The following is a 23567-nucleotide window of genomic DNA, read 5'->3' on the forward strand; positions in this document are numbered from 1 at the left end:
ATTTGTGTTGTTCTGTAACCTTAATATGTATAAATGCTTTTAGCATTTCCATAATCCATGCAGGTTACAATATGCATATACTTCTTCTACCTGTTCACCATCGCAAAGACAAAAATCTACTACCGGCTCCTGCCCTGGATTTAACTGTTTTCTGTATATTCCCTGGTTTGTATTTAATGTAATCCACTCAATGAAATGTTCTTCAAGCATTGGATGTCTTGTCTCTCCGACCACGACATGAACATGACTGCCTTCTATCGTATATACAGGTACATGCTTCTCGACAGCAGCATCTGTCACTCCGGCTTTTAATTCCTGCATAGGTTCTCCGCAACAAATTACAGGTACACCCTTATCCTTTACCTTTTCAACAATGTTTCCACAATGCTTACAAATATAATACCTTACTTCCATGCCTTTTTCTCCTTCCATGTGTAAAATTTATAATTCAATTGTCTCCATAATCTTTTTCAATGAATCTGCAGATTCCTTGAGCTTTAACGCTTCCTCGCCACTTAAATTAATAGGTATATCAGACTCAATACCATCTGCACCTACAATAGCTGGCATACTTAACGATACTCCGTCAATATCATATACTCCATGAATCATGTGTGATACAGGAAGTATTGATTTTTCATCTCTCATAATCACTTCGCAGATTCTTTTTACAGACATTGCAATTCCATAATATGTAGCGTGCTTTTTGTTTATAATCTCATAAGCACTGTTCTTGACTGCTGTAGCTATTTCTGCCGTGTTTTCCTTGTGCTTGTAATGTCCACGCATTTCACACATTTCACTTAATGGAACACCAGATACATTGGCTGATGACCATGCTACAACTTCGCTGTCTCCATGCTCACCTACTATAAATGCATGAACACTCCTGCTGTCCACAGATAAATGCTCACCAAGCTTATATCTTAATCTGGCACTATCTAACACAGTACCCGATCCAATAACCCTGTTTTCTGGAAGTCCTGATAACTTTATGGCTACCTGAGTCAGGATATCTACCGGATTCGCAACTACAAGCATGATACCTGCAAAATTTCTCTTTGCTATTTCAGGAATGATTGACTTAAATATTGCTACATTTTTATTTACGAGATCAAGCCTTGTCTCTCCCGGTTTCTGTCCCGCTCCGGCAGATATGACAACAATTGCAGCATCAGCCACATCATCATAATCTCCGGCATATATTTTCATCGGACTCGCAAATGGAATACCATGACTGATATCCATCGCTTCTCCTTCTGCCTTGTTCTTATCTGCATCGATAAGGACAATCTCTGTAAACAAGCCACTCTGCATCAGAGCAAATACCGATGCAGAACCAACAAAGCCACAGCCTATCATTACTGCTTTTTTTGAATTAATCACTTTCTTCTTCGTAATAATCTCATCTCCTTAATAATTCTCTTCATGTACTTCAAAATAGCTCTGTGGATGATTACATACCGGACATACTTCAGGTGCCTTAGTTCCTACCACAATATGTCCGCAGTTACGGCATTCCCACACTTTAACTTCGCTCTTTTCAAATACCTGTGCAGTTTCAATATTCTTAAGAAGTGCACGATATCTTTCCTCATGGTGCTTCTCAATCTCACCTACTGCCCTGAATTTTGCTGCAAGCTCAGGGAATCCTTCTTCCTCAGCTGTTTTAGCAAAGCCTTCATACATATCTGTCCACTCATAATTTTCGCCTTCTGCCGCTGCCGCCAGGTTTTCCTTTGTATCACCAATTCCTGCTAATTCCTTGAACCACATCTTTGCATGTTCTTTCTCATTATCTGCAGTCTTTAAAAACAATGCTGACATCTGCTCGTAACCTTCCTTTTTCGCTACAGAAGCAAAATAGGTATACTTATTTCTTGCCTGTGATTCCCCTGCAAATGCCTCCTGTAAATTCTTCTCTGTCTGTGTTCCTGCATATTTGTTTGCTGCCATCTCTTTTACCTCCGTTTTCTTTACTACTTTTTCAAAATCTGATGCCGGGTGCTTGCACAAAGGACATATAAAGTCATCCGGCAATTCCTCGCCTACATATTCATATCCGCAAATTCTGCAACGCCATATTGTCTGTCCATCCTCGGTTATTCCGACTGCCTGTGGCTTAGGCTTAATATTATTCTGATAATAATCATATGTTACTGAAGGAACATTGCTTAAAACTTCCATATCGGTTATCTCACCGATAAACATCGTATGTGAACCCAAGTAGTAACTGTCACAGAAATGTATGCATTTGTACCTTCTGTAATATAATAAATACCATTTGTGCCTTCTGACTTAAGACTGATACATTGCTTTCCTATCCATGCTGTTCCTCCTTTACCTTCTCCCTGCATTTCGGGCAAATGCCTTTAAATGAAATATCATAATCCACAAATTCAATTCCATGAGTGTTATGAATTCTTTCCAGCAAATCCGGTATTTGATCCATATCCACATCAAAAACTTCACCGCACTTTATACATCTTACATGGTAATGATTTTTCAATGTAAAATCAAATCGGTTCGGTCCATCCGGAACTTCAACCTTTCTTAATGCACCTTCCTCTACCAATATATCAAGATTTCTATATACAGTTCCTTTTCCAATTGTTGGATATGCTTCTTTTATAAATTCATACACTTCATTTGCCGTAACGTGTCTTCTCATTTCGTATACGGTATTTCTTACAAGATCTTTTTGAATGGTATTTCTCCTACTTGTCATCAGTCCTCCTTATTAGGATTAGTTCTTAATAAGGATTATATACCACTATCATCCTATTGTCAATAAAAATAGTAATAATTCTCATTATTACTAAAAACTGCCAAACTGAGCATCTTTTACCTGAATAACTATTTTATTTTGCGTTCAAATACATATTCTGAATCTGACCATTTCACCACGAGCCATCTTGGCATAGGTACCTTTTGTTACCAATTTATCTCCGGATAACTCACAAAATACAATCGTAATACATCTGTCCTGTGATGTCAGATACTTTTCTATACATTTTGAGTATTCTTTTGATGCATGATTAATGATAATCCTACTGTCATCGAAAACTCACTTTTGTCATTTTATTTGTTGTATATCTTATCAACCTCAGATTCATACACCGATTCAGTATGAGTATCAAATAGCACCCACTCCACCAGATCAAAACAATCCGGATTATCTTCGCTGCTTGTCAGCAAAAGTACGAAATGCATTTGCTGCTGTCTGCCCTGCTTCACGAAATCCTTTTGCAAGAAGTGCTGTCTTTGCTATATCCTTATCTGTGGTCTTGATTGCCCCTCTTACATTCTCTCGGATATCAAGAAGTCTTTTCTTAATTCCTAAGAACCCAGATACCCTGTATAATGCAGCTCTTCCCTTTTCCTTTGCTTCTTCGACTATACTCTTAATATGCTGGTAGAAGATGTATTTCATGTAGCGGATTGAACTGGGGAATCAGAGATTCCCTGTTCAGGACATACCTGGCAATAAATGTTATATATAATCTAATTTACAGAGATTTTCTCATAGTCTCTGCCAGTAAAGCAACGGCAGCCATCCTTACGCAACATGCCGAATCCCTTTTCCAGATTTCCATCCAACTTCTCACCCTTCATCTTTCGATCCATCAGGCTACTAATATGATATCTGTGACTTTCATCTTCCATGTACATGCCCCATAAATTTACTACCTACAGATACTCTGCAGTGCAAACTACTTTGCAAATCTGTAACTGATTATTCAATTGTTATGTCCAATCTCTCTTGTAGCCGCTTTTTCCGTAAAAATCTATATTTCCTTCCATACAGATGGCTCCACAGCCCAGTTCTTTTGCCTGTTCCAGCGAATAATCGAGCAGAATCTTCCCATAGCCTTTTCGCTTTAAGTTCGGTGCAATGCAGATCGGTCCCATTGTCATGATCGGTATCTTTCTGCCGTCATCTGCCTGTATCTCTGCCTTCATGAACATATTCTGTCCTATGATCTGTTCTCCCATTTCCATCACAAAATCAAGCTCCGGTACAAATGCAGCATCCTTTCTGAGCTGATGCAGCACGTAATGCTCCAGACAGCCCGGACGATACACATTCCAAAAGCTCTCTCTTACGAGATTTTCTACTTCTCTGTATTCCTTTTCTTTCTCCGTCCGAATGATAATTGAATCTTTCATTTTCCATTCCTTTCCGTTACTTTTTCTTCTACCGCCTGTTCGTTTTCGTATAACTCTTCCGCAATTTTTCTAAGCGATGTTTCAAATTCCAGCTTTACCTGTTCTTTGTCCTCTGCCCCGTCATACATACTGTAAAAGAAAAACATCGTTGCATAAAACTGCACTGCCTTCTCTAAAGCACTGTCAAACTTCATACTTTCAAACAGATCTTTTACATATGCCACAGGCCCGCTCACCAGATACTGCTGATAGAGCTCCTGCATCTCCGCATTTCTGAACTGCTCCAAGGTAAGCATTTTACGAAATGAGGATGCAAAATCATCCTCTGTCCAGTATGCAAACATAGACTGACTGTATGCCATAAAATCTACAAATGAAAGTTCCTGATAAGTCTCCGGTGCATCTTCTTTCCGTTCCTGCGGCATATCGTGACTCTCTGTCTGCTCCCCATCCCCCTGCTCCATACATGCAAGAATATGATCAAAAATATCCCGTTTGCTCTGGTAATGCCGGTACAGCGCTCCCTTTGTAATGCCAAGCTCCCCGGCGATCTGACTGACGGATACCGCCTCATAGCCATCCTGCGCAAACAGGTGCAGCGAAACAAGTAAAATTTCTTCTTTTGTATTTCCCATGCTGTTTCCTCCCCAATTAAATAAACGACCGTTTACTTTAATATAGTAAACGGTCGTTTATCTGTCAAGTGCTATTACATTTTGTTAGGTCTTTAAAAATCGAAAGACTCATTCTTCTCTATATTTTCTGAGGTCTATTTAAGTAGCTCAATTATTATTGCTTGTTAATTTATTGTAAATTTATTTACAATATCAGAAATTCGTTTTGCAATTGTTTGATTCTGTGTTACCTGATGCTGAACTGTATCAGAAACATCAGAGAGTTTTTCGCTTTTTTCTACAATACTATCGATTGCATTCTGATTTTGTGCTGTAATATCATGAATTTCTTCCATATGATCGTTAATCTGGGATGTAGAAGTAATCATTGTTTCAATGGATTTTGTAATTTCTTCCATTAAGTTTTGGATATTTTCTGCTATTGCACTGTTGTTATCAGATTGTTTTGCATAACTTTCAAACTGTCCTACAACACTGTTTTGCATATAAGCTATAATCTTACGAAAACAATTGTTTACCACCTCAATACTATTGTTTGCTTCATTGCATATCGTTTGAATATTTATTGCGGTCATTTTTGAAGTATCTGCCAATGTACCGATCTCCCCTGCTACAACCGCAAAGCCTTTTCCGGCTTCTCCTGCTCTTGCTGCTTCAATCGAAGCATTCAGGGAAAGAAGATTCGTTTTATTGGCGATGCTTAGGATTTCAGTTGCTAATTGATTAATTTTAGATAATTCATTCAAACTATCAATGGCATGTTCTACGGATAATCTAGTGCTGTCAAGTTCTTGTTTTCCATTTTCATATGCCTGCTGTGCATTATTACACATATCGTCCGCATCCAGTTTTACCTTTTTGCTCATCTGCAATGTTTCTGTAATTTGTAAATCGATGGCTTCTACAATATCATTAATATGTTTTACCTCTTTATATACATTATCTACAGTGTTATTGGTATTTTCTAGTGATGCCGATAATTGTTGTGTAGCAGCAGTTTGGTCTGTTGTGCTATCTACCATTTCAATTGCAGAATCATGAAGATTGTGAGCATTTTCTTCTAAAGTGCCACAACACTCCATCAAAGTCTGTACCATACCTCTTAATGATGTAATTAAATTACCTATAGCTTTTGAAATATTTCCAAGTTCGTCCTTATGTATCTCATGCTGTTTAATATCATCGTTAGATGTTAAATCAAACTGTTGTAACTTTATTATACCATTTTCAATAGGCATCATAGGACACATCATTCTGGTGATAATTACAACGGATACTATACCAAGAATCAGTAATATGATTGCACACATAATCAACAACTGATTTCTTACAGAAACAACATCTGCAAATAATTCATCTTCATCAGCATTAATCATAAACAGCCATCCACGGTCTGCCATATAATAATAAGAGTCAATATTGTCTTTTCCATTCTCTTTGTGCTCTACATAACCACCGGCACTATTCGCAGTATCCTTATATTTCTCACATAACTGCAGCAGATACTCTTCCTCTGTTTCTGTGGCAACCTTTTCCGCCTGATTATGGAAAATATATTTATGATCCTTTACATTAATCATGCAGTAAGTCGCATGCTCCATTCCATTCATTCCAAGGCTGTCCAGATTATTCACAAGCCCCTCAGTATAAATTCCACCCCCAACAAGTCCTGCAGGATTCCCACTTTCATCATAAATCGCCCGATACATGGAGACAATCTGATTGCCGCTTGCCGGTGATATAATGATTCCTGTATTATATACCCCATCCGTAGCAATCAGTATATCCTGTAATGCTTTTAACGAATCTCCTTCTCTTGTAGTAATACCAACCACCCCGGCATTGGTATGGGCAAGTACATGGGTATTCCATTCACTTATATACAATCCCTCCAGATTATTTATATCCTCAGAAAAGGATTCCGTATATTTCTGTGCCGCATCAATTGCTGATTTATTTTCTGGATTTTTGAGGACATTCAAAACTTCTCCTGCCTTACTGTATGCTGACAGAATCACCTCGGATTCCTGTACATAATTATCCACAATCTGGCTTCTCTCCTGTACGATTGTCTGCAGATTGTTGATTGCAGTATTTTTGCTATTTTTAGTAATTTCCATTATTACCATCACTGATAAACAGGTCATGACTATCATCTGCATTATCAAAATAGCTCCGATTATTTTTTTTGCAAAAATATTTTTCTTCTTCATAAAGCGCTCCAAAATTAATTTATTCTTATACCATCTATCTCAATATCTGAAGTAACAGACAACGGAACCAGCAAATAAGTCACACTGTCAATTTTCCTCTTCTCAATATTGGAACTATGCTCTACATCAATTTTAATCTCCACATCAGGAGTTTTGATCTTTGTAGTCTTCTTATCTACGATATTTATAGCTTTCATTGGCTTTTCATCCATGTCGGCATTCCTTTTCCAACTGGAGTTGCTTTTCCTTATCCTTTTGAGAGGAATACAGCCTGTCTGCATCATATTCGTAACCTTTATTTTTATTCGATCCCATATAAGTTTTTTTCTTTAATGATATATTCATAGTGGCTCAATTGTCAAGACAAAACCTGAGATTTTTATAATGAACTGATATGGTTGATCAGTTACAGGAAACACTGGGAAAGTAGAGGAACTCTCCCCCTGTTCCATTTATGCTAAGCTACATATGGCAACAGCATTGCCGGATAGTAGCATTCAGCCGGTGTCTGATAGTCAAGTGCAGAATGACGCCGTTCAAAGTTGTAAGTGTGGATATACTGTCCGATGGCAGTTCTGGCATCTTTGATGTTATTGTATTGTGTCAGGTAGGCTTCTTCATACTTGAAGCTGCGAAACCAGCGCTCAATCATAATGTTGTCTGCCCAGCGGCTGTGCCAATCAATAATGGCTGTCAGATATAAAAAGCCACGCCTGATCGGAATATATGTAATGTCTATAGACCATGCCTGGTTTGGTATCATTTGTCACAGTGCAAATTGATTTTTTACCATCTTTAAAATAGATGGTAATATTATTTTGCTGATATTGGACGTAAACTGCTACTTCTTCACCAGCTCCAGGTGGTCTCCAAAATGCCTCTGCAGTGACTTTAAGTCCATGATCATCACATAAAATACTCTGCCATTGTGCACTGAATTCACTATCCTGCCATGGTCGAGCACTGAAATATATGTGCCGTCTGCTTTTCGCATATGAAAGAAAATATAATCATTTGAGTGTCCTCCGTTAATCTGCGACCATATGCTTTTTTGACAGCTTTCCTGTTCATCCGGGCGTATCAGATTGCAGAAGCTCTTACCTGTATATGCAAGCAGCTCGTCCATATTTTTACAGCCTGTAAGCCGAAGCAGCTCACTGTTTGCAAGCAGAATTTCATCATTTTCTTTATCTGCTCTGTAAACAATGAAAGCTCCCGGCAAATTATCAATAATATCCTTCACTGCAAAACCAAGCTTTGCGCGGCTCTTTACATGCTCACCCTCACGATATGCCATGCAGCCGTTCTTCCCACGCATTTTCACCTTATAAAGTGCCATGTCCGCACACCGCATGAGATGTGAACGGTCATCAGCCAAAACAGGATACTCCGCAAAGCCCAGTGAAATGGTAAATGCACGTTCTTCACCTTTACAATAAAATTTCCTGGTTTCTTCTGTAAACTTCTTAAGGAAAGGCTTAACCTCCACGGCAGTGCAATCCGGCATGAATATGCTAAACTCATCGCCTCCGTTTCTGCCGAGTATGGCATCCTTTGAAAAATATTGCTTCATGCTCTCTGCAAGCTTCTTAAGTACACCATCCCCCGCTGCATGTCCATACATGTCGTTTACCAGCTTGAAATCATCAATATCAAGCATCGCCATAACACAGTGCTTTTGCGGATTCTGTCTCATATATTGCTCAACCTGCTCATCAAAGCCGTGCCTGTTGTAGATACCGGTCAGTGCATCAGTCACAGCAAGTCTCTTGAAATTCATCCTGTTCTCATTGATTGAAATCAACGCTGCTGTAAGCCCTGTCAAAAGCAGGACTATAATTACACCTCCAATAAACATGTATATCAGGTAGTTATTATTGTAAAACCCACTCTTGGGTAAAATCTCAAGCCTCCACTTGTCTCCATACATGTCGAAGTCATATATCACCGGATCGTTCAACTCTTTCTTTGAACCGTAAACCCACTCATACGTATCATCCCACGGCGAAGCACACTTCTGCAGACTGTACTTATATCCAAAATTGGAAAGAGCCTCTACAGAATCAGAAAAAATTTCCGGAACCTTCAGTATAACAATTGTGAAGCCCCAAAAGCTCTTTTTACCATTTTCATCCTCCAAATAAACCGGATTGCGCACTGCTATACCATATCCGCCCTGCTTCAGCTCAAATGGTCCCTGCATAATTACAGTGTCATTATCCCTCGCATAGCGCGAAATCTCTCCCCTGTCACTATCATTTATCAGATCTATCTTGCCGGATTCATTCAGATCCTCTGGATATATTTCATTCACAACTCCATTCGGTGCTATCTGTATACTCTGAATCGAATCGTCCATCATATTTTCTGCAATATCATAAAACTTATTTATATTTCCATCACCACTTATGACAACCTGCTTTAAGGTATCGGTAACTCCTATTCCCTCCATAAGCTCGCCATATATACGCTCCGTATATGTTATCGCATTGAGCTTTGCATTTGTCCTGTTCTGCTGTTCCTGACTCTCGCCGACTACATATATAGCGCCGATTAACGCACACATACCCAATATAAATACCACTGCCGGAACAATGAATCTCTTTTTTAGCTTTTTTATTTGTATCACTTCCTAAAATCAATGTCTATCTGTTCTATATGATTTTAATATTATAGCTTTATGATAAACCCATTTGTCAAGACACTTTTTTTAAAATTTAAGTTGGATTTCGGAAGGGATAATCCCATCCTTTATCTCCCTCGTATTTTACAGCAAAATCCCGGTAAGAAGTCATCCATGCTTCGTCATGCTTTTTCCTCCCGCCGGTATTGCGGTTTTTATATACTTCGAGTTCCGCCCGAAGCTGTTCGTTTTCCCGTTCCAGTTGCGCAATACGTGGAGGTGAAACAGGAAAATGGCATTGGTTAGGTTGCTCTAACAAATGCCATTTTTGAATGGAATATCCCCGTTTTGAAATTTTCCTCATGCCCCCTCTTTCCACATGGACTTTGCAAATTTCTTTTCATCAAATTCTGTTAACAGCATATGGCGCACCTTGCTTCGATTCTTGAGCAAAACATCCTTTAAAATGTCATGCCGGATACAATACGATATGGATTCATTCATTCGACATTGTGTCCACTGTTTACATTAAGTATCCGGGTCTTGCATTCTAATGCTGGACATATACAAAAAAAAGTCACTTGTTATGTCCCTCTTTTCTCTAGCACTGGGACATATAGACAAAAAGTTTCATGTTAGTCTATACTAACCACGTCTTAACTTATCTTCGGACAATTATCAATCCAAATGAAACTGCGCGACAAAATCCCGGATCACATTGACGGACTGTGTGCACTCCTGCAGCTTGTCGTAACCCTCGGTTACAAGGTTCTGCGTACTGCCGGATTTCTCGGCAATGCCGCTGATTCCGTCTGTGGACTGTTCCACCATGGAGTTGATCTCTGATACGGTAGAAGAGATCTCTCCAATGTGCTGCTCTAATGCATCCACTGCTTCTTTTGTCTGCTGCATGATCTGCTGGAATGTGTCCGCATCGGCATGATACTGCTCCCCCACCTGTGCGAAATGCTCATAATCCCCAAGAACGGTCTGTTCCAGAAATTCCATAATCGTTGTGAGGCATTCGGTCATATTGGAAACCGAACTGTTGACCTCTCCTACAATCTCGTCAATTGTGGAAACGGTATCCAGTGTCTGCGTTGCCAGATCTCCGATTTCGGAAGCAACAACCGCAAATCCCCTGCCCGCTTCGCCAGCCCTGGCTGCCTCAATATTGGCATTTAATGCCAGAAGGTTTGTCTGGGAAGAAATCTGTTTGATGTTGTCTGTCAGCGCATTGATCTTCTGTACGGATTTCGCCTGCTCCACAGCGGCATCCGTCTTCTGTTTCATGACCGCATACATCTGGTCTGTCTTGTGGCGGGACTCCGTACTGATCCGCTCCATCTCTCCGGCACGCTCCTGGATCTGTCCGGAATTTTTCTCTCCATCCTCTGCAAGCCGCTGGATATTGTCGGAACTCTCCCTCATAACTCCAACGTTTTCCACAATATGCGCCGCATTTGCACTGGTCTCTTCCATCCCGGCTGCCAGTTCCTGCGTTGCAGCGGAGTTATCTTCTGCATACGCACTGTTCTGCTTCATCAGATGATTCAAATCCTCCGCGTTGCCCTCAAGTACCTGCTGTGTCTGCTGCAGGTCTCCCATCATCTCCCGGAGCTTCTTTCGCATAATGTGGATCTTTGTTGCCATGTTTCCGATCTCATCCTTCTGTTTCCGCAATTTGCTTCCCTCTTTGGTCGGGCGGAAATCCAGTTCCGCTGTCTGTTCGATCACAGCGGTCAACTGGCGGATCGGTCTGGTCATACCGGTACCGATGATCACGCCAATCACAGCAGACAGGACAAATGCAACGATCATGGCGATAATGATCAGTTTTGCCAGCCCGTATGCCTCTGCATAAATTTCAGATACCGGAGCGGTAAGGACAAGCTTCATACCATTGTCCAAATTGTAAAATGCAAAATTCTTGTTTACATTTTTATAGGAATAATCCATCGTCTTTCCCTGATTACCGTCATCTCCGATAAAATCTGCACTCTTAGAAAGCGAGGAATCCAGATCGGAAAGCTTTGTGCCCTCATCCGCATTTTTGTGGTACATGACTGCTGCCGATGCATCCGTCAAAAATGCATATCCACTCTGGTATACTTTTGTCTCGTCAACCAGATCGGTAATCTGTGAAAAATCGATATCCATACCAACAATACCGATTGATGTTCCATCTTCTGCAAATAATGGCACAACGTATGAGATCATGTAAATATTGATATTTTCATTCATGTACGGTGACATCCAGATAGCTTCCTTTGCCTGTACCGGAAGATAATACCAGCCTACATGCTCCACATCGCTTTCATCATACATGGAAAAATCCGTCGGTGTCAGGCACTGCAGTTCACTGTCAACTGACTGGCGCTGTGCAAAGACACCGGATGTCGGATTGGAGTAATTCGGGTTATACCGCAGATATACCGTCACTGCCCCATTTGTATGGTTTGCAAAATCAAGCACCGCCTGCTGTACCGTCTCGGTGTATGTATCCGCATAATCCTTGCTCTGCCGGAACGAATCATAGTCAAAATTACTCATTGCGACTTCACTGAGCGTATCCACCGACTGCTCAATCTTCTGAATCGTGGAATTGATCTCTTCGGTCTTCTTCTGCCCGGTAAGCTGCATCATGGTCATTGCATCTTTTCCGGCTGTCCGCACAGAATTTGAAATTGTAATCACCCCGATCAGAACCGATGTAAAAAGAGAACAGATCAAAATAGATGCTATAAGCTTTGTCCTTACTGATTTCATAATCCTTTGCCTCCTAAAATCATTTTTTCTGTTGTTTTTATATGTGTTCCCCTTATGTATTCCGAAAATCATCCAATACCGGTATCTGCAGAACGGTATCCCGGTAATTTTCACTTTCAATTATAACATATCATGCTGAATTTTTTAAATGTAATCGGAAATATATGGAATTTTATGATACAGTACATCATCCAGACGGTCTACCGCTTCCTGCTTCCCTTCAATGCGTTCAAGGGCATACAGACGCTCAGCCGTCTTGTATCCCAGTAAAAGGGTACGGCTCTGGAATTCCGAACCTAATTTCAGGAAAGATTTTGATGCCTTGAAAAAGCATTCAATTGACCAGCGGTTCCCATAAATACGCACAATTTCTGCGTTGTTAAGTGAGGTATCCGTGCTCAGAAGATAGAGACATTCACTTTTTTTATGACGGTTGCGCACAAATACAATCTTAACCGGAATCCCGGTTTTGGTTGTAACAACAAGAGATCCAAACATGTTTCCTGCACTGGAAAAATCAACGAATTTTTTCAGTCCCGGAAGAGTATATTGTCTGCCATTATAGGTATAACGCTGTTGTAGCTGCTTTACCATGCCGATTGCATGGATTCCTGTATCCAGAATGTAAGCATTGGCTCTGTATCCATAAGCACATAACCAGCCTTTATTCCGGCAGTGAGCGCATTCCGGATAAGCTGGATGGCATCATCTGTTTTGTGCATCATACTTGCCTTCCTGACTTTATAACCGTTTGTCCGGTGGTCAATGCTATCCGAAACTTCATTATAACAGTTGCTTTCAGAGGCTGAAGACAGCAGATTGAAACCTGTCGGGATAAAGCTGTACCCATCTGACCAGCCAAGTGTAAGCAGGGTAAAGCCCTTTTGAAATTTGTGCTCCACATGGTCATAAACGCGTGCCAGCAGTTCTACGTTTTTACTGCGGTTACGCTTGATTACGGAATCATCCAGAATCAGAACATTTACCCTTTCCGGACGGGTGAGCCTGTCAAAACGGAGGTTACTTTTACCGCAAGGAGCATCAGAAAACGTCTCCAGTTATAGGATACTTCATTCAGGAACCGGTAGTATGTGTTTTTTGAGACGGCCTGTTCTTTGTGTTTGGAATTCAGAAACCGGAACAGGTTTTTACCCTGAAAAATCAACAGTAATAAAAATTGAAATACTTCATAAGCAGAAACACCACAGGATTTTGTTATATTGGACTTGTGAAGCAGTTTTGCAATCTGAAGTTCTTTTAATGCATGAAAAAATTGATTTTCGGTATGGTCATTTGCGTTCATTTGGTTTATCATAAAGTCAGCACCTTTCTTGGTTTTTATTGTTGTGGTGACTTTATTATACCAAAGATTAGGTGCTTTTTTATGTCAACGCACCAATTTATTTAATTATTTTGCTTGAAAATCAAGTGTTTATACCAGATTTTCCGGTGGGAAAGTTGAGTGATATCATAAATGACCTCTGCTTCCACTCGCTCGGCTTCTGCCCTCTCCGGCTCTGTCTGTTCCTGTGCTATCGCATTCTCCATATGCTTTTCCTTATCAAGCTGCACATTCATAGCCAGATTATCCAGCTTATCAATCGAAGCGTCCAAATGCAACTCCATTGACACAAGCATCTTTATCACTGCTTTCATCGGAGCAAGTACTGCCTTTGTAATTGGATGTTTCTGCTCTCTCTGTGAGTAATCTATCTCCGGCTTGTCAGCAAAAGTACGGAATGCATTGGCTACTGTCTGCCCGGCTTCACGAAATCCTTTTGCAAGAAGTGCTGTCTTTGCTATATCCTTATCCGTTGTCTTGATTGCACCTCTTACATTTTCCCGGATATCAAGAAGTCCTTTCTTAATTTCCAAGAACTCCGACACCCTATATAATGCAGATCTTCCCTTTGCCTTTGCTTCAGCAACTATGCTCTTTACGTTCCAGTTCTCCGTCCTCTCCAATTATCTCTAATGCGGAAAGCAAAGAGAATGAACTGTCCTGCGAAAAAGCAGAGGTATTTGCACGGCTGTTAATGAGTCCGTACTTACCTGAAAAGGTATCATAAAGTCTGTTTAATCTCTCCTGCTCCGCTTCGATTTCGCTGTCAGGGTAATCTTCTGTCTGCAATTCAATCAGCGTTCTGACGGAATTTCTAATAGCAATCATACCCTTAATTCGGTTCTCTGCGGTTGCCGATACTTCCACCGGAGTCATACGGGAATTTTCACGATAGTAGATTTTATTGTCCACCACCGTATAGGAAAAGTTTCTCACTGTCGGGTCTGCCGGAATAGAATTATCTTCCTCCTGACATTTTTTAAGAAGCTGTATCGCCATAATATTTCTGCGGAAGCGTTCCTTTTTACCAACTGTTTCAACCTCATTTTCTTTGAGATTAAAGGTGTGGCGTTCTGCCATAGATACATCAGAGTGCAAGTCAAAGCCTTTGACTTTTTTCTTCTGCTCCCAAGCGGGAACTACCGGCTCAGGTTCTTTTTCGACTTCTTTCTCCGGTGGTGCATTAGAGAGTATCTCACGATTTCTTTTCGTTTCCTCGATTTTGGCTCTGCGTTCCTCTTGGCTTTCAAGCCACTGAGGATAGTGTTCTTTTTCCTTCAGGAATATGTACCCACTGCAATACGGGCATTTACTGCCACCAGAACGAGTAGAAATAAGGCTGTTCCACTCTCTGCCGCAATCCTTACACTTCCACCAAGCCTTACGATTGGCAAAGACCGTAACCTGAGTTGGAAGTAACGGATAATTTCTATCCGACCACTCCGAAACAAGCTCCGGGTGTACTTCTGCTAAACTGTTATTCATAGCCAAACCTCAACCTCCTTGTGCTTAAAGTATATGAAGTTTTGGCTTTATCTTGTAGTTTGCGAATATCCGTATAAATAGAAAAAGCCCTTTGAGAAAAGGATTTCTCCTCTCCCAAAGGGTAGTTTAACTTTTACTTAGAATTATCTTTTTTAATAACTAAGTTATAATTGCTATCATAATACAGTCCAAGTTCTCTACACATTCTATCGTTCACATTATCTAACGCTTTCTTATATTCTGCATACGTTGGAGACAGAACCATTAAATTAGGAATGAATATATCGTTATATCCTTTATTTTGTAACTCTTTCTGCATTTTTCTCTGTGCAATAAATGCTGGATGGTATTTCATTATACCGTTTTTCATTTTAGCACCTTTCCATACTTTTTCTTTTAGTCTTTCATATTCACTTTCACTCATATCACGATAATAGGCTATCATCTCATCTGCGGTTCTGGTTTCTTGTGCAATCCCACCTATCATCTTCGCACCTATTCCCATAATAAAAGGAACTTTCAATGTCGTTTCATCGCAATATTCTAATATATTCTGTAGTGCCTGCTTCTGTTCCAGAGTCTTCAACCTTACATTAAGAAATGGTTTGAAATGACTTTTAAAATAATCTCCCCATTCTTTTCCCGGTAGCAAAGACTCAATTGCATTTTCAACGGTTTGATAATCAAGTGCCTCATTTGCTTTGTCTGCGTCACCATCATCTATAAATTGCTTCAAAGCTTCAAGTTCTGAGTCTTTTAAAACTTTTTCCTGCACTTTTTCTTGATAAATACGAAGAAGAATACTTTTGTCGCCAGTTTCCAAAAGGCTCTGTATATCTTTAATACTAATACCGAGTTTTCTATATACTGAAATCTTTTTTAAAGTTTCAACATCTTGTGCAGTATAGTTACGATAACCATTGTTATCTTTATCCACTGACAGCAATCCTTTTTCTTCATAATACTTAACTGCACGCTTTGTCATTCCAACCTCATTTATAATTTCATTTAATAACATCAGATGCACCTCCTTATGATTTATGTTGATAGTATAAGCGTATACGCTGCGTGCAGGTCAAGAGTTTTTCGTCTTTCTTCTAAAAATGGGCAATCCCGATTTCAGGACTGCCCATTCATTCTGCTAATTATGCGATTTTTTCTTGTTTGCACCGATTTCTGCATCAATTGATGTAAGTTTGATGTAAATCGCTGTTTTTTTAGTTTTTTATCAAATGAAGTACGTCCCGTCTATTTGGTAAAACGGTACATCTTTACATCATCTTAATAGAGCTTTGCACCTGCCGGAATGTGGTCATCTACCATCAGAAGATGAAGCTTTTCTTCGCCTTCTTCTTCGTGGATAGCACTGAGGAGCATACCGCATGAGTCAATGCCCATCATCGCTCTCGGTGGAAGATTTGTGATAGCAATAAGGGTCTTTCCAACCAGTTCTTCCGGCTCATAAAAGCTATGAATACCGCTTAAAATGGTTCTGTCTGTGCCTGTTCCGTCATCAAGAGTAAACTGTAACAGTTTCTTTGACTTCGGTACTGCAACACACTCTTTAACCTTTACTGCACGGAAATCTGACTTGCTGAATGTATCAAAATCAACAAATTCCTCAAATAAAGGTTCTACCTTTACCTTAGAAAAATCAATCTTTTCAGACTCAGTTTTTACATTTTTTTCAGGTGCTTCAGAAGCTGTATTATTTACATCATTTTTCTTATCTACACCATCTAAGGACTTCATCGTCGGGAATTTTTTTGATTGCTAAGCTAACTCTTGTATATCCTTGTAAACCCTTGGAAAATGGGCTTTCCCGAATTCTATATACTTGGATACTCTTGGACGTTTTTTTGACTTTTGTGCGTCCAAAAGATGTCATTCGCCTTAAAATACGTCTTTTTATTTTAAGACATGTACTGCCGTGTCAAACACTACAATACTAGATGAGTATATCATATTTATCTCAGTATGAATAGGTATATTTTCAATCTTCAAAGAGTTCAATCGCAGGACTCTTTATGTTTGAATCGTCAACCTTCAATTCGATTATGTTTTCATCTCCAAACACATTTTTTCATCCAATGCAATGTTATATTAAATGAAAAAATCATTTGATATCATAACAAAAGTTATATTATTCTCTTCTTATATGTGCATATAATCCCAACTATAATGATAGTTATGTAATAAAGAATAGTACGAGCATTTTTAATTTTATCAGCTATCATAATTCTGTATGCCTCCTTCTTCCATGAGATTACAGCAAACGTAGTAGTAATGTCTATCAAAAGGCTTTTACATATTAGATAAAAGCATGTAAAATTTCTTTTACATAGCTTAATTGCGGTCTATTTAGCTTGTTTCTTGACTACTCAGGAAAAATATTTCTACCCTCGCCCCACCTGTATTTTCAGAATTTGAAAGTTTAATACCTCCACCATATTTTTCAGCCACAGTTTTTGCAAAAAATAGTCCCATCCCATAATGGGCTTCGCCATTTCTACTTGTGTCATCCATAAAAAACTGCTCTGTGCCATGCAATAATGCTTCTTTTGTAAATCCTGATCCGCTATCCTCCACAATGAATGTCAGCCGGCCATCCTGCTCCTTTGCGTCAATATAAATGATTCCATTTTCTTTTGTATGCTCCACTGCATTCTGAATCATATTCATTACGGCCCGGAACATTGGATCATAAGCAATCGTTACCTTTTTATCACTTTGTCCCGCCTTCCAATCTATTTTCTGGTGATAGATTTCTACCAGTCCGAGTGCCTGTTCCTTTATATCTGCGAAAAAATCTTCTAACCTCACCGTTGTATAGGTAACATCACTGCAATTCCATGATTTTGTGACATCTATCAACTGTTTTACATAACTTTGTATCTGTGTTGTGCCGTTCAAAACATAAGTGATATTTTTCTTCTGTTCTGTGGTCAGTTCAGTCTCTGAAAGTAGTTCTGCATTTCCCCGTACAATCGTAAGAGGTGTTTTAATATCATGCGCCAAAGCAGACATCTGCTGTTTCTTTTCCTGCTCTGTTTTCCACTGCTTTTCTAAAGATTCTCGCAATGCATCTCGCATATCATCGATTGCCGATAAACAGTCATCAAACTCTTTGATACCGGAACAGGATGTCTCATATTCCAGATTTTGATCCTTTATTTGTCCGATTGCGTCTAATACAGGCTGCATCTGCTTTTTGATTCTTTTTCCAAAACGTATGGACGGAATGATGATAATCGCTACCGCTCCAATCACAGACATAATAATCATCACATTCTGTGGTCCTATAAAATGCTCCCTCAAAAAAGCTGAATGATATTGAGGTGTCAGGAGATATTGCAATACAACATATTCATTTTCCCTTACAATTACTTTATAAAAATATTTCCCGGATGCGTTTCCGTACTTTGCAACATTCCATGCTATCTGTTCGTATTGTTCTGACAGATCTCCACCTATTTTCTCTCCATTCTCTGAAAAGATTACATAATCACAAAGTGCGGGAATCATCTCAGCAGTCACTTTATCTGCACGTAGAATCGTATCATATGCTTCATTAATCTTTTGCTCTGCATAATTTGCCGGATAAATACAGCCCACACTAATCAAAAGGTACAGCAGCAGATAAGCAACAATCACCAAACCAACTAATGATCCAAGCATAACCAGTACATATCTCATAAAAATCCTGCTAAGTGCATTGCTTCTCTTTACTCTTCCCATTTATATCCAATCCCCCAGACTGTTTTTATCGGTGTATAATCATAATCCGCAAATTTTGCTCTTATATTTTTGATATGCGTAATTATAGTACTGTCATTACTCTCATTGTCAAAGCCAAAGACCGCTTCCAATATCTGTTCCTTCGAGAAAACCTGTCCTCTGTTTTTAGCCAGAAATTCACAGATTTCGTACTCCGCTTTCGTAAGCGGAAGTTCCTTATCATCAACCAATAGTTTCTTTTGAGATATTTGAATACAGACCCTCCCCAAAACCATCCGGACAGAATGTTCCCTGTGCTCTCTTCTAAGATGTGCATTGATCCTTGCCCGAAGTTCCATCACTCCAAATGGCTTTGAAATATAATCATCTGCTCCTAAAGAAAGTCCGTTTACCAGACTGTTTTCCTCCGTTTTTGCCGTAAGAAACAAAATCGGACAATCCACAAGTGCCCTGATTCTTTTGCATAATTCGAAGCCATCAATTCCAGGCATCATAATGTCCAGTAAAATCAGGTCATAACGATGTAATTCTTCCATATTAATTTTTAGTGGATTACTTACTTTGGTAACCAGATGTCCATCCTTATTCAAAATGCTTTCTATCATTTCCAAAATTGCCGGTTCATCATCAACTGCCAGTATTTTTGCCATAGTTTCCCTCGATTCTATTCCGATATTCTGTTTCCTTCCCAGTGGTTTACCCACCAAAAATAGTATACCATACTAATCCCTGTAAATATTAAGCAACCTGGTATGAATGACAACCATTCACCTACACTAGTTTCTCCCAATACAGATTGCAGATAAGTATATGGTACTCTACCCGTCCAGCAGACAAATACATATTTCCACACATAATCTCCAAGTCCGGTAAGCATCAATGCACTAATTAGTCCTGATATAATCCCTGCTCCAATGGATACCCCTTTTCCAAACTGAAAAGCCAGAATCAGCTGCCACAGATAAAGTGGAACACTGCTTCCCCACAGCAGCAATGCTGCAAATATACATCCTTTCATGATTTCGATATCGCTTGATGCGATTCTTCCAAATCCAATTCCGAATATGATTGCTGTCAATAGGATAGAGCACAGACACAAAACCAGTAGCATCAACAGTTTCGATAAAAATGCTGCAGGTTTATCCGGTAAAGACAACAGATTTTGAAAATCACCTGCATTTTGTTCCTGTTCCATCACACTTGCTGTAAAAATTCCAATAAGTACCGGAAGTCCTGCTCCTATTGCCTGATAAAATGCAATCACTTTCATATTTTCATTCCATGGTGAAAAAAAGTAATATATTAAAAATATAACGCTGGTTATAATCGGAATCAGTAAGTGTGCCAGAATCACAGATGTTCCTTTCATCTTTCGCAAGTCTGCGTTAAGAGATCTTCCAATCATCTTATTTCACCTCTCTTCTCTCAAACCATTTCAAAAACAGAACCGTTACAAAAACAAACCAGATGATTGAGAGACACATTCCCGGAACAATGACTCCCGTATCCAAAAGAGGATTCCCTGCTTCTGCGGCAAGTCCATTTGGTAAAACATGAAGCAACGGGCACATCATTCGCATAGGGATTGCAGAAACAAGTACATACCAGATTCTGGTTTGTGATATTACCACACCGCTGACGGTAATAAATAGGCAGACGAACAGGTTTACAATCATTCCAAATCGTTCACTTAAAAATAAAGCTACCGGAATCTCCCATAACTCAGAAACCGTCAGAAACAATACTGCAATCAACGCTCCTTTCACTGGAACATGTGTCGTTAGAAGAAAGCCTCCAAGCGTTGCTCCTGCAAACACAATTACATTGGAAAACAGAATCATGCACCCAATATAAATAATTTTCCCCAGCAACAATTTCCTTCTGTCTGTGGGAATAGTCGTTAAATGATAGTATTTTATCTTTTTCTCCTGCGCCACAGAAAGATAACAAAATAGAGCAATCATCCCCGGCAGCAAAAGTGTATACCACCAGTTCCAAACACTTTCTGCATAAGCATTTGTCATCCCAAGAGTAAATATAAATGCCATGACAAATGTAAGAAGAGGAAATCCCCAGATAAACTTTTTTCGCATGGTTCTTTTGGCTTTTTGATGTTCTGCTTTTATAATATTAACCATGGATTTCACCTGCTTTCTGGTTTTTTCTTACCACATTCATAAACAAATCTTCAAGATTATCTCCCTGCTTTAATGCTCCTTCGTATCCTAAGATTCCACCTGAAATAATCCCGACTTTATCTGCAAGTAACTGTACCTCTGAGAGAATATGACTGGAGAGAATTACAGTGATTCCCTGTTCCGGAAAAGACCGGATCAGCTCTCGTAATTCCTCGATGCCTATTGGATCTAATCCATTCGTAGGTTCATCCAATATCAAAAGTTCCGGTTCTCCAAGCAATGCCATTGCAATGCCTAGTCTTTGCTTCATCCCCAAAGAAAACTGTCCTGCTTTCTTCTTTCCGGTGTTTGTAAGTGATACAATCTGCAAGACCTCATCAATTCTGTTTTCATCTGTACCAAGCAATAATTGTCTTACCTTCAAATTCTCTCTGGCGGAAAGATTTTCATAAATAGGCGGATTTTCAATTAATGCTCCTATTTTTGATAAATCTTTCCTATCCAAAAGTTTTCCATCAAAGTAAATCTTTCCTGCAGTTGGTTTCATCATACCGGTCAGCATTTTCAATGTGGTAGATTTACCAGCGCCATTCGGTCCAAGCAGTCCATAAATCTGTCCCTTTTCGATATTAAGTGAAACATTATTTACCGCTTTCTGTTTTCTAAAATATTTACATAGATTTTGTGTCTGTAACATCATTTCCATCTTTACTATCCTTCCTTCTATATTTCATTTCTTACTGAAATATAACCTAACAGAAAAAAATAAAGATTTGATGAAGATTTATTCCCGTATGGAATAAACCATCAATTGAATATCATTATCAGAACTCGGCTTTCCACTGAAATCAGCAAAGCTGTTACAAATACGAAGTCCTAATTTACAGAATATCTCCGTGATTTCATCCAAACTATATAACCTTATAGGATTTCCTTCTTTCAAAAAGAAAGCGAATACCATTTCATGATGATCTTCGCTTTCTTTTTTTACTCAAAATATTTTTTATAAAACTTTTCTGATTCTAAATTATCATTTTTTATATCTTCGCAAACCTTTTTTAATAACTCCTTGCATTTTATCAAGAAATTATTTAATTGATAAATCCCTGCTTCCATAAGGTTTTCTTTATCAAAAACTACCGGATTTAATTGGATTTTATTATCATATATCTTTGCTAATTTCTTCTGAAAAGCTTCATCTACACAAGGAATAATAATATTATTCCAATATCCCACAGCGAAACTTCCACCATTTGCGCCCACAGACATCTTTGTTAGTATCCCTTTATGTCTCATGTAATTCAAATATAATCCCAAAAATATGCTTTTGATAATATCAGTTTGATTATCTATTGGATATAGCATCGTCCCATGAATGTTTGTTGTAAACTTCATTGAATCATCACATACAACAAATGTTTTTCCAATTGTTCCTTCAGATGAAAACAATATATACTTTTCACTCAAAAACCATACGGGTATTCTCGCTCCTAAATATGTAACTTTTTCTACAAATCCTGCATCAGATATATCACTTGGGTAGATTAAAACATTGTACCCTTTTCTATAATTTTCTGTTTGAATCGAACGCCCTAAATCTCTAACTTGTAAACTAGGTCCTCTTTTTGTCCTAAAGCCAAATCCTTCCAAATCTGTATAACCATTCTTGTAATTTTCAATGTTCTTCTGCCACTGATATACTTCTTTTGAGTAAATACCAGAATCCAGTCTTGATTTTTCTGTCAATTTTTTAATTGACGGATTTTGATATGGATATTCCCTTACAAGCAATTCTGAATCTATCATTTCTTCGGTCTGTCTCATTTTCATATTACATATATATTCTGTATAAGCAATATTTTTAATCAGATTTTCATAAAGACTAAATATCCAATCTTCAAAACATATTGGAATTCTACAATTAAGCAATAAATCTCTTGAATGCCTTATTGTTGACCCTTTAGGTGTAAGCGTATTTAATTGCTCTCTGAAATAATCATCTCTAATAAATCCCATTACATAATATTTGTATTTTTCATTTTTAAAATTTAGTTTCACAATCCCTGATGAATATACTGCTTTTTCATTTACTCCTAAATATAAACAGCAATCTCCTATATTCGCATCCGTACAAAAAAGCACATCTTCATTTTCAACAGTACATGCATCATAATAATTAGGATTTAAGTATATATATTTTTCTTTATCATTTGAAAATCTAATATTATCTATGCAACTATTTCTCAAAAAAATCTGATTTGACTTTTCAACATATGCTGTACTTCCTGGTTCAATTCCTCGTTCAAATGGAACATCTTTCAAAAAAAACGACAAATATTCTTCATTAGTATTCTGGATTTTAAGTTCCTTATAATTATTAGGAGATAATGATTCAATTTCTCTTATTCTTGATATTTTTACCTCTTTAGGTGCTATTAATTCATGCATAACATT

At 38.7% G+C, this 23567-nt stretch carries 20 protein-coding genes and 9 pseudogenes; all 29 read right to left on the reverse strand.

Features of this window, described 5'->3' with window-relative positions:
* Nucleotides 1–39: 39 nt before the first annotated feature.
* On the reverse strand, nucleotides 40–414 hold the full coding sequence (locus H8S17_RS07130; RefSeq protein ID WP_186866762.1) for a desulfoferrodoxin family protein: 375 nt from the start codon (nucleotides 412–414) through the stop codon (nucleotides 40–42).
* Between the two features lie 27 nt (nucleotides 415–441).
* On the reverse strand, nucleotides 442–1386 hold the full coding sequence (locus tag H8S17_RS07135) for an L-lactate dehydrogenase (protein ID WP_021739968.1): 945 nt from the start codon (nucleotides 1384–1386) through the stop codon (nucleotides 442–444).
* A gap of 27 nt (nucleotides 1387–1413) precedes the next feature.
* Nucleotides 1414–1956 carry a rubrerythrin gene (gene rbr, locus H8S17_RS07140; protein WP_117947600.1) on the reverse strand — a complete coding sequence of 181 codons (543 nt, stop codon included), beginning with the start codon at nucleotides 1954–1956 and terminating at the stop codon, nucleotides 1414–1416.
* A gap of 72 nt (nucleotides 1957–2028) precedes the next feature.
* A pseudogene (locus H8S17_RS17095) lies at nucleotides 2029–2211 on the reverse strand (rubrerythrin); the annotation flags it as partial.
* A gap of 109 nt (nucleotides 2212–2320) precedes the next feature.
* Nucleotides 2321–2728, reverse strand: a complete 408-nt coding sequence (locus H8S17_RS07150; protein WP_118009622.1) for a Fur family transcriptional regulator — start codon at nucleotides 2726–2728, stop codon at nucleotides 2321–2323.
* 159 nt (nucleotides 2729–2887) lie between these two features.
* Nucleotides 2888–3067, reverse strand: a pseudogene (yaaA, locus tag H8S17_RS17100) (peroxide stress protein YaaA); the annotation flags it as partial.
* A 14-nt stretch (nucleotides 3068–3081) separates the two neighbouring features.
* A pseudogene (locus tag H8S17_RS17105) lies at nucleotides 3082–3183 on the reverse strand (RNase III inhibitor); the annotation flags it as partial.
* Between the two features lie 4 nt (nucleotides 3184–3187).
* Nucleotides 3188–3406 (reverse strand): annotated as a pseudogene (locus H8S17_RS07160) (DUF6674 family protein); the annotation flags it as partial.
* 341 nt (nucleotides 3407–3747) lie between these two features.
* The gene (locus tag H8S17_RS07165; RefSeq protein ID WP_186866763.1) at nucleotides 3748–4170 is read right to left on the reverse strand and encodes a GNAT family N-acetyltransferase; all 423 of its coding nucleotides are present in this window, start codon (nucleotides 4168–4170) and stop codon (nucleotides 3748–3750) included.
* Complete coding sequence (locus H8S17_RS07170) at nucleotides 4167–4805, reverse strand: TetR/AcrR family transcriptional regulator (RefSeq protein ID WP_186866764.1); 639 nt, start codon at nucleotides 4803–4805, stop codon at nucleotides 4167–4169. Before H8S17_RS07170 ends, H8S17_RS07165 begins: the two co-directional genes overlap by 4 nt.
* Before the next feature lie 164 nt (nucleotides 4806–4969).
* Nucleotides 4970–7018 carry a methyl-accepting chemotaxis protein gene (locus H8S17_RS07175; protein WP_186866765.1) on the reverse strand — a complete coding sequence of 683 codons (2049 nt, stop codon included), beginning with the start codon at nucleotides 7016–7018 and terminating at the stop codon, nucleotides 4970–4972.
* Nucleotides 7019–7032: 14 nt separating this feature from the next.
* The gene (locus H8S17_RS07180) at nucleotides 7033–7302 is read right to left on the reverse strand and encodes a DUF4317 family protein (RefSeq protein ID WP_186866766.1); all 270 of its coding nucleotides are present in this window, start codon (nucleotides 7300–7302) and stop codon (nucleotides 7033–7035) included.
* A gap of 173 nt (nucleotides 7303–7475) precedes the next feature.
* Nucleotides 7476–7775: pseudogene (locus tag H8S17_RS07185) on the reverse strand (transposase); the annotation flags it as partial.
* Nucleotides 7776–7859: 84 nt separating this feature from the next.
* Nucleotides 7860–9638, reverse strand: a complete 1779-nt coding sequence (locus H8S17_RS07190; RefSeq protein WP_186866822.1) for a diguanylate cyclase domain-containing protein — start codon at nucleotides 9636–9638, stop codon at nucleotides 7860–7862.
* A gap of 97 nt (nucleotides 9639–9735) precedes the next feature.
* Nucleotides 9736–10005 (reverse strand): hypothetical protein, encoded by a 270-nt coding sequence (locus H8S17_RS07195; protein WP_186866767.1) that lies wholly within the window; start codon nucleotides 10003–10005, stop codon nucleotides 9736–9738.
* Between the two features lie 314 nt (nucleotides 10006–10319).
* A complete protein-coding gene (locus tag H8S17_RS07200; protein WP_186866768.1) occupies nucleotides 10320–12410 on the reverse strand; it encodes a methyl-accepting chemotaxis protein in 2091 nt (696 codons plus the stop codon).
* A 144-nt stretch (nucleotides 12411–12554) separates the two neighbouring features.
* Nucleotides 12555–13004 carry a sterol carrier protein domain-containing protein gene (locus H8S17_RS07205; protein ID WP_186866769.1) on the reverse strand — a complete coding sequence of 150 codons (450 nt, stop codon included), beginning with the start codon at nucleotides 13002–13004 and terminating at the stop codon, nucleotides 12555–12557.
* The gene (locus H8S17_RS07210; protein WP_186866823.1) at nucleotides 12998–13468 is read right to left on the reverse strand and encodes a transposase; all 471 of its coding nucleotides are present in this window, start codon (nucleotides 13466–13468) and stop codon (nucleotides 12998–13000) included. The genes H8S17_RS07205 and H8S17_RS07210 overlap by 7 nt, the downstream gene beginning before the upstream one ends.
* Before the next feature lie 412 nt (nucleotides 13469–13880).
* Nucleotides 13881–14348, reverse strand: a pseudogene (locus H8S17_RS16495) (DUF6674 family protein); the annotation flags it as partial.
* Nucleotides 14347–14733: pseudogene (locus H8S17_RS17240) on the reverse strand (hypothetical protein); the annotation flags it as partial. The pseudogenes H8S17_RS16495 and H8S17_RS17240, both read right to left, overlap by 2 nt.
* A 321-nt stretch (nucleotides 14734–15054) precedes the next feature.
* Nucleotides 15055–15237, reverse strand: a pseudogene (locus H8S17_RS17110) (zinc-ribbon domain-containing protein); the annotation flags it as partial.
* A 133-nt stretch (nucleotides 15238–15370) separates the two neighbouring features.
* Nucleotides 15371–16255 (reverse strand): MerR family transcriptional regulator, encoded by an 885-nt coding sequence (locus H8S17_RS07225; protein ID WP_023920554.1) that lies wholly within the window; start codon nucleotides 16253–16255, stop codon nucleotides 15371–15373.
* 263 nt (nucleotides 16256–16518) lie between these two features.
* Nucleotides 16519–16998: pseudogene (locus tag H8S17_RS07230) on the reverse strand (lysine--tRNA ligase); the annotation flags it as partial.
* A gap of 600 nt (nucleotides 16999–17598) precedes the next feature.
* Entirely contained in the window at nucleotides 17599–18975 is a 1377-nt protein-coding gene (locus H8S17_RS07235) for a sensor histidine kinase (protein WP_186866772.1), read from the reverse strand.
* A complete protein-coding gene (locus H8S17_RS07240; RefSeq protein WP_006858444.1) occupies nucleotides 18963–19625 on the reverse strand; it encodes a response regulator transcription factor in 663 nt (220 codons plus the stop codon). The genes H8S17_RS07235 and H8S17_RS07240 overlap by 13 nt, the downstream gene beginning before the upstream one ends.
* A 14-nt stretch (nucleotides 19626–19639) precedes the next feature.
* On the reverse strand, nucleotides 19640–20380 hold the full coding sequence (locus tag H8S17_RS07245; protein WP_005330844.1) for a lantibiotic immunity ABC transporter MutG family permease subunit: 741 nt from the start codon (nucleotides 20378–20380) through the stop codon (nucleotides 19640–19642).
* Nucleotide 20381: 1 nt separating this feature from the next.
* Entirely contained in the window at nucleotides 20382–21113 is a 732-nt protein-coding gene (locus H8S17_RS07250; RefSeq protein ID WP_186866773.1) for a lantibiotic immunity ABC transporter MutE/EpiE family permease subunit, read from the reverse strand.
* On the reverse strand, nucleotides 21106–21819 hold the full coding sequence (locus tag H8S17_RS07255) for a lantibiotic protection ABC transporter ATP-binding protein (protein ID WP_005609481.1): 714 nt from the start codon (nucleotides 21817–21819) through the stop codon (nucleotides 21106–21108). The genes H8S17_RS07250 and H8S17_RS07255 overlap by 8 nt, the downstream gene beginning before the upstream one ends.
* A 281-nt stretch (nucleotides 21820–22100) precedes the next feature.
* Complete coding sequence (locus H8S17_RS07260; protein ID WP_186866774.1) at nucleotides 22101–23561, reverse strand: restriction endonuclease subunit S domain-containing protein; 1461 nt, start codon at nucleotides 23559–23561, stop codon at nucleotides 22101–22103.
* Nucleotides 23562–23567: the final 6 nt, after the last annotated feature.

The sequence above is a fragment of the Roseburia zhanii genome (assembly GCF_014287635.1).
Taxonomy (GTDB): domain Bacteria; phylum Bacillota; class Clostridia; order Lachnospirales; family Lachnospiraceae; genus Roseburia_B; species Roseburia_B zhanii.

What these genes read in the sequence shown, in the direction of transcription:
- H8S17_RS07175 (WP_186866765.1), bottom strand. Translation starts at nt 7,018, where the DNA reads ATGAAGAAGAAAAATATTTTTGCAAAAAAAATAATCGGAGCTATTTTG.
- H8S17_RS07255 (WP_005609481.1), bottom strand. Translation starts at nt 21,819, where the DNA reads ATGGAAATGATGTTACAGACACAAAATCTATGTAAATATTTTAGAAAA.
- H8S17_RS07165 (WP_186866763.1), bottom strand. Translation starts at nt 4,170, where the DNA reads ATGAAAGATTCAATTATCATTCGGACGGAGAAAGAAAAGGAATACAGA.
- H8S17_RS07200 (WP_186866768.1), bottom strand. Translation starts at nt 12,410, where the DNA reads ATGAAATCAGTAAGGACAAAGCTTATAGCATCTATTTTGATCTGTTCT.
- rbr (WP_117947600.1), bottom strand. Translation starts at nt 1,956, where the DNA reads ATGGCAGCAAACAAATATGCAGGAACACAGACAGAGAAGAATTTACAG.
- H8S17_RS07225 (WP_023920554.1), bottom strand. Translation starts at nt 16,255, where the DNA reads ATGTTATTAAATGAAATTATAAATGAGGTTGGAATGACAAAGCGTGCA.
- H8S17_RS07150 (WP_118009622.1), bottom strand. Translation starts at nt 2,728, where the DNA reads ATGACAAGTAGGAGAAATACCATTCAAAAAGATCTTGTAAGAAATACC.
- H8S17_RS07240 (WP_006858444.1), bottom strand. Translation starts at nt 19,625, where the DNA reads ATGGCAAAAATACTGGCAGTTGATGATGAACCGGCAATTTTGGAAATG.
- H8S17_RS07235 (WP_186866772.1), bottom strand. Translation starts at nt 18,975, where the DNA reads ATGGGAAGAGTAAAGAGAAGCAATGCACTTAGCAGGATTTTTATGAGA.
- H8S17_RS07195 (WP_186866767.1), bottom strand. Translation starts at nt 10,005, where the DNA reads ATGAGGAAAATTTCAAAACGGGGATATTCCATTCAAAAATGGCATTTG.
- H8S17_RS07205 (WP_186866769.1), bottom strand. Translation starts at nt 13,004, where the DNA reads ATGGTAAAGCAGCTACAACAGCGTTATACCTATAATGGCAGACAATAT.
- H8S17_RS07180 (WP_186866766.1), bottom strand. Translation starts at nt 7,302, where the DNA reads ATGATGCAGACAGGCTGTATTCCTCTCAAAAGGATAAGGAAAAGCAAC.
- H8S17_RS07170 (WP_186866764.1), bottom strand. Translation starts at nt 4,805, where the DNA reads ATGGGAAATACAAAAGAAGAAATTTTACTTGTTTCGCTGCACCTGTTT.
- H8S17_RS07130 (WP_186866762.1), bottom strand. Translation starts at nt 414, where the DNA reads ATGGAAGTAAGGTATTATATTTGTAAGCATTGTGGAAACATTGTTGAA.
- H8S17_RS07260 (WP_186866774.1), bottom strand. Translation starts at nt 23,561, where the DNA reads ATGCATGAATTAATAGCACCTAAAGAGGTAAAAATATCAAGAATAAGA.
- H8S17_RS07245 (WP_005330844.1), bottom strand. Translation starts at nt 20,380, where the DNA reads ATGATTGGAAGATCTCTTAACGCAGACTTGCGAAAGATGAAAGGAACA.
- H8S17_RS07250 (WP_186866773.1), bottom strand. Translation starts at nt 21,113, where the DNA reads ATGGTTAATATTATAAAAGCAGAACATCAAAAAGCCAAAAGAACCATG.